Annotated in this window: 14 protein-coding genes and 1 tRNA gene; 5 read left to right on the top strand and 10 right to left on the bottom strand. The window is 67.7% G+C overall.

Features of this window, described 5'->3' with window-relative positions:
* Window positions 1-297 precede the first annotated feature (297 nt).
* The gene (locus GGQ89_RS01005) at window positions 298-1,116 is read right to left on the bottom strand and encodes an arylamine N-acetyltransferase family protein (RefSeq protein ID WP_184103363.1); all 819 of its coding nucleotides are present in this window, start codon (window positions 1,114-1,116) and stop codon (window positions 298-300) included.
* 68 nt (window positions 1,117-1,184) lie between these two features.
* Here GGQ89_RS01005 and GGQ89_RS01000 point away from each other — a divergent pair, with 68 nt between their 5' ends.
* Window positions 1,185-2,120, top strand: a complete 936-nt coding sequence (locus tag GGQ89_RS01000) for an L-threonylcarbamoyladenylate synthase (RefSeq protein WP_184103360.1) — start codon at window positions 1,185-1,187, stop codon at window positions 2,118-2,120.
* 259 nt (window positions 2,121-2,379) lie between these two features.
* Here the strand turns inward: GGQ89_RS01000 and msrA are convergent, their stop codons facing one another.
* Entirely contained in the window at window positions 2,380-2,919 is a 540-nt protein-coding gene (gene msrA, locus GGQ89_RS00995; RefSeq protein ID WP_056431961.1) for a peptide-methionine (S)-S-oxide reductase MsrA, read from the bottom strand.
* Between the two features lie 79 nt (window positions 2,920-2,998).
* Between msrA and galE the strand changes: the two genes are divergently transcribed.
* On the top strand, window positions 2,999-4,003 hold the full coding sequence (gene galE / locus GGQ89_RS00990) for a UDP-glucose 4-epimerase GalE (protein ID WP_184103357.1): 1,005 nt from the start codon (window positions 2,999-3,001) through the stop codon (window positions 4,001-4,003).
* A gap of 4 nt (window positions 4,004-4,007) precedes the next feature.
* Entirely contained in the window at window positions 4,008-4,847 is an 840-nt protein-coding gene (locus GGQ89_RS00985; RefSeq protein WP_184103354.1) for an aldolase/citrate lyase family protein, read from the top strand.
* Here the strand turns inward: GGQ89_RS00985 and GGQ89_RS00980 are convergent.
* The 4 genes from GGQ89_RS00980 to GGQ89_RS20315 all read right to left on the bottom strand — a co-directional run bounded on the left by GGQ89_RS00980 (window position 4,824) and on the right by GGQ89_RS20315 (window position 9,574).
* A complete protein-coding gene (locus GGQ89_RS00980; RefSeq protein WP_240456557.1) occupies window positions 4,824-5,555 on the bottom strand; it encodes a phosphatase PAP2 family protein in 732 nt (243 codons plus the stop codon). The two genes, GGQ89_RS00985 and GGQ89_RS00980, sit on opposite strands and share 24 nt — an antisense overlap.
* 449 nt (window positions 5,556-6,004) lie before the next feature.
* Window positions 6,005-7,084: a glycosyltransferase family 2 protein gene (locus GGQ89_RS00975; protein ID WP_184103351.1), complete on the bottom strand. Its 1,080-nt coding sequence runs from the start codon at window positions 7,082-7,084 to the stop codon at window positions 6,005-6,007.
* Complete coding sequence (locus GGQ89_RS00970; protein WP_338112406.1) at window positions 7,081-8,844, bottom strand: DegT/DnrJ/EryC1/StrS family aminotransferase; 1,764 nt, start codon at window positions 8,842-8,844, stop codon at window positions 7,081-7,083. Before GGQ89_RS00970 ends, GGQ89_RS00975 begins: the two co-directional genes overlap by 4 nt.
* On the bottom strand, window positions 8,813-9,574 hold the full coding sequence (locus GGQ89_RS20315) for a DegT/DnrJ/EryC1/StrS family aminotransferase (RefSeq protein WP_338112372.1): 762 nt from the start codon (window positions 9,572-9,574) through the stop codon (window positions 8,813-8,815). The genes GGQ89_RS00970 and GGQ89_RS20315 overlap by 32 nt, the downstream gene beginning before the upstream one ends.
* Before the next feature lie 219 nt (window positions 9,575-9,793).
* Between GGQ89_RS20315 and GGQ89_RS00965 the strand changes: the two genes are divergently transcribed.
* Window positions 9,794-10,213 carry a DUF2721 domain-containing protein gene (locus GGQ89_RS00965; protein WP_237243510.1) on the top strand — a complete coding sequence of 140 codons (420 nt, stop codon included), beginning with the start codon at window positions 9,794-9,796 and terminating at the stop codon, window positions 10,211-10,213.
* Between the two features lie 17 nt (window positions 10,214-10,230).
* On the opposite strand, the gene GGQ89_RS00960 is transcribed toward GGQ89_RS00965, so the two are convergent.
* Window positions 10,231-10,306, bottom strand: a tRNA-Lys gene (locus GGQ89_RS00960).
* Between the two features lie 20 nt (window positions 10,307-10,326).
* On the bottom strand, window positions 10,327-10,803 hold the full coding sequence (folK, locus tag GGQ89_RS00955) for a 2-amino-4-hydroxy-6-hydroxymethyldihydropteridine diphosphokinase (RefSeq protein WP_184103348.1): 477 nt from the start codon (window positions 10,801-10,803) through the stop codon (window positions 10,327-10,329).
* Between the two features lie 22 nt (window positions 10,804-10,825).
* Here folK and GGQ89_RS00950 point away from each other — a divergent pair, with 22 nt between their 5' ends.
* Complete coding sequence (locus GGQ89_RS00950) at window positions 10,826-11,500, top strand: uracil-DNA glycosylase (RefSeq protein ID WP_184103345.1); 675 nt, start codon at window positions 10,826-10,828, stop codon at window positions 11,498-11,500.
* A 131-nt stretch (window positions 11,501-11,631) separates the two neighbouring features.
* Here the strand turns inward: GGQ89_RS00950 and aguB are convergent, their stop codons facing one another.
* Together aguB and GGQ89_RS00940 are read right to left on the bottom strand one after the other, a co-directional pair.
* The gene (aguB, locus tag GGQ89_RS00945; RefSeq protein WP_184103342.1) at window positions 11,632-12,480 is read right to left on the bottom strand and encodes an N-carbamoylputrescine amidase; all 849 of its coding nucleotides are present in this window, start codon (window positions 12,478-12,480) and stop codon (window positions 11,632-11,634) included.
* A gap of 62 nt (window positions 12,481-12,542) precedes the next feature.
* A complete protein-coding gene (locus GGQ89_RS00940; RefSeq protein ID WP_076714733.1) occupies window positions 12,543-12,995 on the bottom strand; it encodes a hypothetical protein in 453 nt (150 codons plus the stop codon).
* Between the last annotated feature and the right edge of the window lie 98 nt (window positions 12,996-13,093).

Here is a 13,093-nt window from a genome sequence, read left to right as displayed (position 1 = left end):
CGCACCCGATCATCTCTTATGTCCCCCAAGTTCATTCGGGGGTGTATCGCGCAATGGTAAAATCCGACTTAAATATACAAGACATATGACGGAAATGGGGAATGGCTGCACCATGGCCCGTTTGCCACGAGCAATGCCTTGCATATTAGCGGAATCACGAGGGCAGCCGTCATCTGGCCGTCACCTGAGCGGGCGGTACATGGGCACCACCCGCCAGCCGACAACTAACATGGATCAAGCAATAATCTGTCTAACCCGATCCGGATGCCGGATCATGACGGCCCAAGAACGAATCAGTTATTCGCTGAACAGCGTACCCGCGTCTTCGCTGCTCAGGTCGATGCCGAACATCAGGCTCAACCGCATCCGATAGACCCGCGGGTCGGTGATCGTCGCGGCGGTTTCATCCTCCCCCACGCGACGGCGATAATGCCGGTCGGTCAGGGCCGCGAAGCCGCGCGGCAGAACGATGCTGACGATCGTCGCCTGACGGAAACGGCTCTCCGGCGCGGTCGAGGTCCAGTGATTGGCCAGCGCCAGGTCGGCGTCCCACACATGGTCGGTGGTGAAGCTGTACTGGGGCTGCCACCCCTCGCCCGTCGCGCGGCCATCGGTCAGGCCGGGATGACCGTTGCGCAGCACCATCCAGCCATGCTGCGGATCGCGGTCCAGCCGGAACAGCGCGCCGTCGGGCGCGGTCGCCTCGGCCCCTTCGACCAACGGCATGGACGGCAGATAGCTGCCCCCGAAGCCCGCATCGGCGATCCAGTCCTGCCCCTCGATATGGACGAGGCTAAGCGTGTGGGTCGTCGGCGGCACGTCGGTCGCCGCCAGCCAGACCCGCGCGAGCAGCGGCCGCGCATGGAAGCCATGCGCCGCCAGTGCGTCGAGGAACAGGCGGTTCTGCTCGAAGCAATAGCCGCCGCGCTTGGCCGTCACCAGCTTGGCAAAGACTCCGGCGCTGTCGATGGCGATGGCGCGACCCAGCCGGACATCGATATTCTCGAACGGGATCGCCTGGCGATGCGCCCATTGCAGCCGCCCCAGCCCTTCGGCGTCGACGGTCACGCGCGAGGGCAGAGCGATACGGGCGAGATAGGAATCGAGATCGAACATGCGTGCGTCCTTTAAGGGGCCCGGCCCCTTCTGTCACCGCACGCCAGGGGATATAGGCGGGGGCGATCATGACCTTTCCCCTCGAAGACCCGACCCTGCCCTTCGGCCCCGATGCGATCCGCGCCGCCTCGGCGGTGATCCTGGATGGCGGCATCGTCGCCGTGCCGACCGAGACGGTGTATGGCCTCGCCGCCGACGCAACGGCGGCCGAGGCGGTGGCGCGGATCTATGCGGCGAAGGGGCGGCCCTCGTTCAACCCGTTGATCGTCCATGTCCTCGATCTGGCGGCGGCGCTGGCGCTGGCGGACTTCGACGACGATGCGCTGGCGCTGGCCCGCGCCTTCTGGCCGGGACCGCTGACGCTGGTGCGGCCCGTAAAGGCTGGGGCGGGCATCGCCTCGCTGGTGACGGCGGGGCTGGATACGATCGCGATCCGCGTGCCGCGCCACCGCGCGATGCAGGCCCTGCTGGCCGAGACCGGCCGCCCGCTCGCCGCCCCCTCCGCCAATGCCAGCGGCGGGATCAGCCCGACCCGCGCCGCCCATGTCCGCGCCAGCCTGGGACCAGGGGTGCCGATCCTCGATGACGGCGCGACCGAGGCGGGGCTGGAATCGACCATCGTCACGGGCCGCACCATCCTGCGTCCGGGCCCGGTCACGGCGGCGATGCTGGCGGCGGTGCTGGGCGATGTGGAGCAGGGCCCGGAGGCTCCCGCCATCGTCACCGCGCCGGGCCAGCTTGCCAGCCATTATGCGCCGCGCAAGCCCCTGCGTCTGAATGTCACCGAGGAGGCGGAGGACGAGTGGCTGATCGGTTTCGGAGCTGTGCGCGGGCAGGACAGCCTGTCGGAACGCGGCGATCCGGTCGAGGCGGCGGCGCGCCTGTTCGATGCGCTCCACCGCGCCGATGCCAGCGATCGTGCGAGGTTGGCGGTGGCGCCGATCCCGGCGGACGGCATCGGCGAGGCCATCAACGACCGGTTGCGGCGGGCGGCGACGCGTTAGGGTTTGGGCCGAGTTCGCGGCGTGCACTTCGACTTCGCTCGGTGCGAGCGGACTTGGGGGATAGCCCCCACCCCCGTTCAGCCTGAGCGAAGTCGAAGGCCAAGGGATGCTCGATGCCACAAGGGCATTTTTGGGCGAAGGTCCGTGCATGGCCTTCGACTACGCTCAGCCTGAACGGATGTTGGGATTAATCCAAGGCCTCCGTTCAGGCTGAACGGAGGCAGGGGCAGAGCGAGTAGTGCCAGCCCCGCCCCATCCCTTACGCCGTCACCGCCTTCGACCGCGCGGCGAAGCTCTTGCGCAGCTTTTGCAGCTTGGGCGGGATCACCGCCATGCAATAGGGGTTCGACCGGCCCGAGGTTTCCCAATAATCCTGATGGTAATCCTCCGCCGGATACCACTGCGCCATCGGCTCGATCGTGGTCACGACCGGCTTGTCCAGCCCGGCCTGGGCTCGCTCGACAGCGGCCTTCATCGCGGCCTCCTGCGTCTCGTCCGCCGGGAACATCGCCGAGCGATATTGTGTGCCGACGTCATTGCCCTGGCGATTGAGCTGCGTCGGGTCATGGGTCGCGAAATAAATGTCGAGCAGATCGCCCAGCGCCAGCTGCTCCGGATCGAAGCCGATGCGGATCGCCTCGGCATGGCCGGTGTCGCCGCCGCACACCTGCTTGTAGGTCGGGTTGGGCACGGTGCCCCCGATATAGCCGCTTTCGACCGATTCGACCCCGATCACGTCCTTGAACACCGCCTCGGTGCACCAGAAACAGCCCCCGGCCAGCGTTACATATTCGGTCACTCGGAATCTCCTTGTCGTCTTGTATGCTTAGATAGGAAGCGGCTAGGCCACGGCAATCCAGCGACTTGGGGCAAAAGTGATGGCGACGATCGACGGTAAGGTGATGGTGACGGGCGGCGCCGGTTATATCGGCAGCCATGCCGTGCTGGCGCTCCTGGATGCGGGCTATGAGGTCGTCGTGCTCGACAATCTCGTCACCGGCTTCGACTGGGCGGTCGATCCGCGCGCATCGCTGGTCGTGGCCAATGTCGCCGACGACGACGCGGTGCGTGCCGCGATCCGTGAGCACCGGGTCCGCGCGATCATGCACTTTGCGGGCTCGATCATCGTACCCGAGTCGGTCACTGACCCGCTCAAATATTATCGCAACAACACCGCCGCCAGCCGCTCGCTGATGGAAAGCGCGGTGGCAGAGGGCGTCGCCCACTTCATCTTCTCGTCGACCGCCGCCACCTATGGCACGCCCGAGCGGGTGCCGATCAAGGAAAGCGATCCCAAGGCGCCGATCAACCCGTACGGCATGTCCAAGCTGATGACCGAGATCATGCTGAAGGACGTCGCCGCCGCGCATCCGATCAACTATTGCACGCTGCGTTACTTCAACGTCGCGGGCGCCGATCCGCAGGGCCGTTCGGGCCAGTCGACGGTCGGCGCGACGCACCTGATCAAGATCGCGGTCGAGGCGGCGATCGGCAAGCGCGACGCCGTCAGCGTCTATGGCACCGACTTCGCCACCCGCGACGGCACCGGCGTGCGCGACTATATCCACGTCTCCGACCTCGCCGCCGCGCATGTCGCCGCGCTGGAACTGCTGGTCGAGCAGCCGGGCGAGAGCCACACGCTGAACTGCGGCTATGGCCGTGGCTTCTCGGTGCTGGAGGTGCTCGACGCGGTCGACCGCGTGACCAACCTGACGATCGAGCGCCGCATGGAAGGCCGCCGCGCGGGCGACCCGGCCGAGCTGGTCGCCGACAATGGCGCGATCCTGGCCACCCTGTCCTGGCAGCCCGAGCGGGACGATCTGGAAGGCATCGTTCGCGACGCGCTGGCCTGGGAGCGCAAGCTGGCCGAAATGGGCCGCTGATCCGGTGCGGCTGCGCTCGCTCCTCTTCGTGCCGGGCGACCGGCCCGAGCGGATGGCCAAGGCGCTGGGGATGGGCGCGGATGCGCTGATCCTGGACCTGGAGGATGCGGTCGCCCCCGATGCCAAGCCGCGCGCACGCGAAGAAGTGGCGCGGTTCCTGGACCAGCCGCGTCAGCCCGGCGTGCAGTTGTTCGCCCGCATCAACCCGATCGATGGCCCGCTGGCGGCCGACGATCTGGCCGCGATCCTGCCCGCCCGGCCCGATGGCATCGTCCTGCCCAAGGCCGAGGGGCTGGTCAGCCTGCACGCGCTGGCGGCACGCGGGGTGGCGCATATCCCGATCCTGCCGATCGCGACCGAGACGCCGATGGCGCTGTTCCGGCTGCACGAATATGCCGGATCGCCGCTGCCGCTCGCCGGGCTGACCTGGGGCGCGGAGGATCTGCCCGCTGCGATCGGTGCCGTCACCTCGCGCGAGGCGGATGGCGGCTATACCGCTCCCTATCAGCTCGCCCGGTCGCTGACCCTGTTCGGGGCCCATGCGGCGGGCGTGGCGGCGATCGAGACGGTCTATCCCGATTTCGCCGATCTGGACGGGCTGGCCGCCTATGCCGCGCGCGGACGGCGCGACGGCTTTACCGGCATGATGGCCATCCATCCCAGGCAGGTGCCGGTCATCAACGCCGCCTTCACCCCCTCTCCCGAAGAGCGGGCGCGCGCGCAGACGATCGTCGATCTGTTTGCGGCGAATCCGGGGGCCGGTGTGCTCCAGCTGAACGGCAAGATGCTCGACGCACCGCACCTGAAGGCGGCGCAGGCGTTACTGGCGCTCGGCCACCCATGACCGGCGGGCGGCCGCCGTCGCCCACCACCAGCCCAGTGCCCAGATCGTGCCGAAGCTCCAGCCAGCCGCCACGTCGGACGGCCAGTGCACGCCCAGATAGACACGGCTGACCCCGATCGCCCCGACCAGCAGCACCGCGATCCCCACAATGGCATGGCGCACCCGGCGATGATCGGTCAGCTGCGTCGCGAGGGCCGCCAGCGTCAGATAGACCATCGCGCTGCCCGCCGCATGGCCGCTGGGGAAACTGGCATTGTGGACATCGACCCAGTGCGGCACCAGATCGGGCCGTGGGCGCGCGACCATCAGCTTCACCCAGGTCACGACCGCACCGCCGCTGATCCCCGAAAGCGCCGTCATCAGCGCCAGCAACCACCAGCCGCGCGCCAGCAGCAGGACCGCCGCGCCCACCACCATCAGGACCAGCACCGGCACGCTGCCCAGCGCGGTGAAATCCACCGCCGCCGCGCGCAGCCCCGGCGACGACGCATGGGTCCGCAACCCGGTCAGGATCGCCCGATCCCAGTCGAAGGGCCAGTGATCGACCGCCAGTCCGAAGAGCAGTAACAGCGCGAGCGCCACCGCCCCCGCCGCAACCCCGCGCAATGCCATCGGCATGGCCGACAGGCGCGGCGGGGCGGCAAGCGGCGAATCATGCGATTCGTCATGCGACGAATCGCCGCCCGAAAAACGGGTCTGATCGATCATGGGAATGGCCTCGTCATGCCCGGCCTTTGTGGCGAATGCTCTTCAAGGGCAAGCGAATCAGGCTTTCAGACCGGGGCTGGACGAGCTTTTCGTCATGGCCAAGCCATTGAATGGCCGACAGCTCTTTCAGAAACGGCCCGATCGATCAGCGTCATTCGAAAAACGGGTTTGTCTGTTAACCAGTTCTGTTTCATAAATGAGGCACGCCGACGACCACGATTGGCGGGAGAGGACTGCACCACCATGGAAGAGCACATGATTTCGCCGATCGATCGCCTGATGATCCTGACCATCGGTGCGGTATCGAGCTGGCTGGCCGTCGGCGGCGTCGCCCTCGGCGCGTCCAAGCTGATCGAGCACCTTTTCTAAGACAGGTCGGCGCAATCCCCGGCGCTTTCTGCGGCTGGGGATTGCCATAGGACACGGCGCAGGGCTCGGGCTTGATCGGATCAGTCCCGGTCATGGGCGTGCCCTTTCCGATATAGGTGCCGCGCCATACCGATAGCGCGCCATCGCAGCAGATCGTCGACACCGGCATAGCCCAGCCCCAGATGCGGCGGCCGCGACGCCAGCACATCCCCCAGCGTGACCTGGCCGCCCCGCAGTGCCGCCCGCGCCACTTGCCGCCAGCGTCGCGCGGTTTCCCAGCGGATCAGCGTCAGACTCTGCGCATCGGGCGCGAACCGCTCAACGAACGCGCTCTGGAGTTGCGCAATGGTCTGCCCCAGGCGGCGCAGGGTCGCACCATCGGGGACCGGCACCCCCCCCATATTATGCTGGACCAGCAGCCGCGCGACCTCGTCCGCATCGTCGCCAAGCAGCGGCGCATGCGCCTCGGCCAGCACCCGCGTCGCGCTGGCGCGCATCATCGTCGTGAACCGTTTCGACGCACCGCCTTCGTGCTGGCGATAGATCAGCAGCGGCTCATCGAGTCGCGCGATGCGCCCGAATGCGCCGATGCGGTGATACAGGTCGAAATCCTCGGCATAGAGGATTTCGGGCCGGGTGAAGGGATCGAGCCGCCGCGCGACATCGGCGCGGACCATCACCGTCGACCATGCCAGCGGATTTTCGATCCAGCTCAGCCAGGCGATCAGTTCGGGCGTGGTGTGCGGCGCATAGTCCATGGGCAGCACGCGCCGCCCGACCAGCTGCTCGGTCTGGGTGCCGACCAGCACGATATCGGAATGCGCCTCCAGAAAGGCGACCTGCCGCGCCAGCCGTTCCGGGCGGCACAGATCGTCCTGGTCCAACCCCGCCAGATAGCGCCCCCGCGCCTCGGCAAATCCCCGGTTGCGCGTTGTCACCGGGCCGCCATTGACCGCATTCTCGATCAGGCGAACGCGGGGATCGGGCCAGTTCCGCACCAGTTCGCGGGTGTCGTCCGACGAACAGTCGTCGATGACCAACGCCTCCCAGGCGGTCAGCGTCTGCTCGCCCAGGCTCGCCAGCGTTTCGCCGATCAGCGCCGCGCCGTTATAGGCGGGGATGACGACGCTGACGACAGGATCGGCGACCGGATCGCTCATGCCGCCGCGCTGCTCCGTGCCGCCGCATCCTGCCTGAGCAGCTGGTGGACGATCATCTGGCCGACATCATTCTGCCAGAGCCACAAGCCATTGGCCTGCCCCCGGAAACTCTTCTCCCCGCCCAGCGCACCCCAAGGCACGAAACCGGCGGAAAGGCCGATGCCGAAGACGCCGGGCACCGGTCGATCCTGATCGTCGAGGACGCGGCAATGCCGGTCGACCATCGGCCGCCCCGCGCGGTGCGCCAGCGCGATCGGCTGTCCGTTGACGTCGAACAGCGGCAGCGCGCGCGGACGATAGCCGAGCGCCCCGACCACCAGATCGGCCTCGCCGATGATCCGACGCGCCTCGGCATCGTCCTCTCCCGCGATCCGGTGGAGGCGCAGGCGTGGGTCGGACGTCCGTCCGCCCAGGCCCAGCATCCGCATCACCAGCTCGCGCGACTCCAGCCGAAGCCCGGCAAGGCGCAGCACGAACCCGCTGACCGGGCAGATATCGTCGGCGGTGAAGTCAGTGAAGCCTTCCGCCGCCGCCGCTTCGACCGATGGGAAGAAGGGCTTGGGCGGGGTGCGCACCATCAGCGTGATCGCGCCCGCGCCCCAGGGCAGGCCATGGCATTTGAGCAGCTGCACCGCCGAGGCCAGCGCGCTGGTCGAGGCCCCGACGATCACCACGCGCGGCGCGCGCCGGTCGGCCAGCCGTGCCGCCACCGCCTCCACCCCACCACGCCGCAACAGCAGGTCGGAGCGCATCAGCCGGTCACCCGCCAGTTCACCCAGGCTGGCACCCGCAACCCTCTTGTCCGCGACATGCGCATCGCTCTGGTAGCCGCCGGTCGCCACGACCAGATGGCGCGACGTCAGGATGCGCTGCCCTTCGCGACCGACAATGGTGGTCCGCCAGAGCCCGTCCGCCGTGGCTTGGGCGCTCAGCGCCTCGGTATCGGTGCGGATTTCACCACCATGCGCCGTCACGATCCCGCGCAGCCGCTGCGCGGTCGCCGCCAGCAACGGCGCGGTCTCGGCCAGCGGCGCGCCCAGCGCCCCGCAATGCCGCGCCATCATCTGCCCGGCCGGATGCGTCTCCAGCGCGGCGAGTTCGGGATAGGGATTGCCGCGCACCGCCGACAGGAAGGTTTCCGCCGTCGTGTCCGAACGGATCGCATAGCCGCCCAGCGCGCCCGGCCCGATATGGGGCGACCGCTCGACCAGCACGAGGCCGTCCCCGGCCAGCCGCTCCAGCAATCCCTTCTTGCTCGCGGCGGTCAGCACGGCGGTGCCCGCCGGTCCGCCGCCGATCATCACGCAGCCCAGCACGGCGTCGCCGCGCGCCTGCCCTGCCCCAGCTGACCCGGCATCGGCAGCAACACGCGCGATCGCGCGCATCAGCCGCCCGGCCACGATCGTCGCATCGCCGGGCCGCATCGCATCGGTGATCGGCAGGCTGAGCATCCGCGCCGAAACGTCGTCCGCCACCGGCGTCGCCTCGACCAGCGCGGTGTCGCGGAACAGCGTCTGCTCACCCAGATGCGGACTGAAATACTGCCCCGTCCCGACCCCGTCCGCCGCCAGGGCTTCGGCGATGGCGGTCCGGCGCGAGGCCAGTTCGGGGGGAAGCAGCACCGGCATGAACTGCGTCGCCTGCCGCTTGGCCGTCCCATGCTGGCAGGTCAGCCCGGTCAGCGCCGCGCGATATTCGCGGTCCAGCGCGGCGCGGGCGTCGCAGATCCTATCGAGTTCGGCCAGCTTGCTCCGTGCCATCAGGCCCAGTATCTCGGGCATCTTGGCATTGATGCCCGGCAGGGTCGCGTTGCGCCCGCTCTCGAAACCGAAATTCACCATCGCGCAACTGGTCGATCCGGTCGGCATCGCCGCTATAGACCAGCCCGCCCTCGCCGACCGAAAAGGTCTTGGTCGCATGCATCGAATAGACCAGCGCGAAGGGCGCCCCCGTGCCGAAGCCCCGCCCCGCTTCGTCCAGCGTCCCCAGCGAGGCCGCTGCATCGATGACGACCCCGACCTCGTACCGCCGCGCCAGCCAGGCATAGCGATCCAGGTCGATGACCGTGCCGAAGGTCGCATAGGGCACGACGACACCGATCCGGCCGCCATGCTGAGCCAGCATCCGCTCTTCCTCGGCCGCGTCGGCGGTCCAGTCCTGCGGGTCGATATCGACGATCAGGGGGGTCAGCCCGGCCCAGATCGCCGCCTGTGCCGTCGCGGCAAAGGTCATGGCGGGCATCATGGCGAGCGTGCCGGGCCGGGGATGCAGCCCCGCCGCCTGCCGAATGGCGATCATCAGGCCCAGCGTCGCATTGCCGACCGCCAGCGCCGCACCGCGCCCGTCGAACAGCCGTGCGACCATCTCGGCCTCCAGCGCGCGGACCTCGGGGCCGTTATTGCTGAACTGGCCGGACGCCTCGATCCGCTTCAGGCCCTCCATCTGTTCGGACAGCCGGGGCGGTCGCGGCGCGATGAGCGGAAATTCCATCTGCCTTTCCCCCTGAAAACGCCCCGTCTTTTCCATATCCGTCCTAAAAAGCTCTTAGCACAAGATGATTGGGATCACACGATCGTCCCCGCCATCCCATTTCGGGAGAGACGTCCCGCCGCTTTATACTGGCCCCGGCCAGCGGCGGTCCTTCGGCGATGCTTATCCCGGGAACATTGGCGCCATTTGTTCGATCGTTGATCTTCCGAGAAGCGAGCCATGATGACAGAACCCCTGAACGCCGCTGCCCGCGTCATCCAATTGGCTCTGACGCCCATCTTCCTGCTGACCGCCGTGGGATCGCTGCTGAACGTCTTTGCGACTCGGCTGGGGCGGATCAGCGACCGTATCCAGGGGTTGAAGCGGGATGGCCGGACGAACGGTTATGAGATGCGCCGCCTGCGCCTGCGCTCGAAGATCCTCGACATCGCCGTAACCCTGACCGCGGCGGCGGGCGCGATGACCTGCTGCGCGGCGATCACCCTGTTCCTGGGGACGCTGCGCGACTCGCGTCATGCGGGGGTGCTGTTCTTCTTTTTCGGCGGCGGACTGATCTGCGCGGTGGCAGGGCTGGCATGTTTCGTCGGGGAAATCACGATCGCGGGCCGCGCGCTTCGCGACGATCATGGCGAAGGCTGATCGGTATATCATCCCCGTGGTGGGTCCGCCGGGACTCGAACCCGGGACCTCTCGATTAAAAGTCGCTTGCTCTACCAACTGAGCTACGGACCCTCCATCGGGGTGGAAGCGACCTAGGGGCGCGGACGCCTGCGGTCAACACCATGTCGCATATGGCGCACAAACCGTCCGTCACGCGGGTCGCGCCAGTCCGCCGCGATCGCCGCCAGCGGATGCAGCACGAAGTCCCGCGTCGCATAGGCCAGGTGCGGCACGATCAGACTGGGCGAGCGCCACCGCCCCCCCGACCATAATATGATGTCCAGGTCGATCACCCGCGCCCCCCAGCGTTGCCCCCGCCGCCGCCCGAAATCGCGCTCGACGGCCTTCAGCACGCGAAGCATCGCGGGCGGGTCCAGCGGGCTTTCGACCAGCGCGGCGGCATTGGCGAAGGCGCGGATCGACGGGCCGATGGGCGCGGTGGTCAGGATCGGCGACACCGCATAGACGCCGGGCAGGGCCGCCAGCGCCGCACGGATTTCCTCGCGCGGGCCGCCATGCCGCCCCGGACGGTTGGAACCCAGTGCGATGGCATAGCTTGTCGTCGTCATGCCCTGCGACTACCCGAGCGCGATGCCTGACGCATCCTTTCCTGTCATCCCGGCGCCCCTGGCCCCGATCCAGCCGCCGCGCGACTGCCCGCTCTGTCCCCGCCTGGTCGAGGTCCGCGAGACCGTCGCCGCCGAATATCCCAATTGGTGGAACGCCCCCGTGCCGCCGTTCGGCGATGGCGAGGCCTGGCTGGCGGTCGTCGGCCTCGCCCCCGGCAAGCATGGCGCGCACCGCACCGGCCGCCCCTTCACCGGCGATGGCGCGGGGCCGCTGCTCTATGGCACGCTGGCCAAATTCGGTCTGGCCGAGGGCGAGTTCGCCGCCAAGGTCGATGACGGCCTGACGCTGAAGGGCGCGGTGATCCTGAATGCGGTCAAATGCCTGCCGCCCGAGAACAAGCCGACGCCGGACGAGATCCGTACGTGCCGCACCTTTCTCGAACAGGAGCTGGCCGCGCTGCCCCGGCTGTCGGTGGTCATCGCATTGGGCGAGATCGCGCACCGCTCGGTCATCAAGTCACTGGGCGGTCGCCTGCCCAAGGCGCGATTCGCGCATCTGGCCGAACATCGCCTGCCCGGCGGCGGGCCGGTGATTCTCGATAGCTATCACTGCTCGCGCTACAACCAGAATACCGGGAAACTGACGTCCGAGATGTTCGAGGCCGTATTCGCGCGGGCAATGGAATTGCGGGGCTAAACCATTCCTCCCCTTGCAGGGGAAGTGGCAGGGCGAAGCCCTGACGAAGGGGTATCACCCTATCGAGAGCGGGACACCCCTCCACCATGCTGCGCATGGTCCCCCTCCCCTTACAGGGGAGGAATTTAAGCTCAGATATCCTGGACCAATCGCCCGTACAGTTCCGGCCGCCGGTCGCGGAAGAAGCCGAAGGCGGCGCGGTGGCGCTTCACCCGGTCGATGTCGAGCGTGGCGGCGATCACGCCTTCTTCCTCGCGGTCCAGTTCGGCCAGGATGTCGCCGCGCTCGTCGCAGATGAAGCTTGTGCCGTAGAAGGTCTGGCCATGTTCGCAACCGACGCGGTTGGCGGCGACGATCGGCACGACGTTGGACACGGCATGGCCGACCATCGCACGGCGCCACAATCGAGCGGTGTCGAGGCTGTCGTCATGCGGCTCGCTGCCGATCGCGGTCGGATAGAACAGGATCTCCGCGCCCATCAGCATCATCGCGCGCGCCGTCTCGGGATACCATTGGTCCCAGCAGATGCCGACGCCCAGCTTGGTCGCGGGGCCGTCCCACACCTTGAACCCGGTATTGCCGGGACGGAAATAGAATTTCTCCTCATAGCCCGGACCGTCCGGGATATGGCTCTTGCGATAGACGCCCGCCACCTTGCCGTCCGGGTTGACCATCGCCAGCGAGTTATAGTGATGCGGCCCGTCCGCCTCGAAGAAGCTGGTCGGGATATGGACCTTCAGCTCGGCGGCCAGTTCCTGCATCGCGCGCACCGCCTGATGCTCGGCGGTCGGCTTGGCGTTCGTGAACAGCCCCTCGTCCTCGACGCGGCAGAAATACTCGCCCTCGAACAGCTCGGGCGGCAGGATCACCTGCGCGCCCCGGGATGCCGCCTCGCGGACGAGGCGCGACACCTCGGCGATGTTGCGGTCGATATCGGCGGTAAAGGCCAGTTGCAGCGCAGCGACGGTGATCTGGGTCATGGCCCTGCCCTTTAATGGCTCCGCACGCGGGCGTCACCCCGCTTCCGCATCCTCCAGCCGCGTCACGCCGTCATGCGGGATGCCGGGGCGGGATCGAACAGGATGTAGCGCAGGACCACCGGATAGAAGCTCTTCATCTTCAGGTCGCACAACGCCATCAACCGCTGGTTGAGCGCCCGCGTCACGCCGACATATTCGTTCCACCGTTCCTCGATGGCGCGCCCGGTCCAGGTACCGATATGTTTGGAATAGGTCAGGCGCAGTTCGCGCGTTTCGACCACGATCGCCTCGCATCCGGGGATGGTGGCCATCAGCCGCCGTTCACGCAGCGGGGTCAGGAGCAGTTCATCCTCGGTCTTCAGATGCTTGGTGATGACCTGCGCGATCCGCGTGCGGGCCGGGCCCAGCATCGGCGCGGCCTCGGCATAGCGCATGTCGAACAGGGCCATGAGATCGCCGACGGCGCGCGCAATGTCCTCGTGTTGCGCACGGAGCAGATTGATGGTGACTTGCAAGACGTGGGGCTCCGATCCCGGACGGGTAATCGCAGCTTCATACACGCGCGCGGTTTATGGCCGGTAAAGGGCCCGCCCCCCCCTGTCGAGGCGCGGGC

Source organism: Sphingomonas yabuuchiae (genome assembly GCF_014199595.1).
GTDB classification, from domain to species: Bacteria; Pseudomonadota; Alphaproteobacteria; order Sphingomonadales; family Sphingomonadaceae; genus Sphingomonas; species Sphingomonas yabuuchiae.
This window is presented reverse-complemented; position numbering and strand designations above follow the sequence as displayed.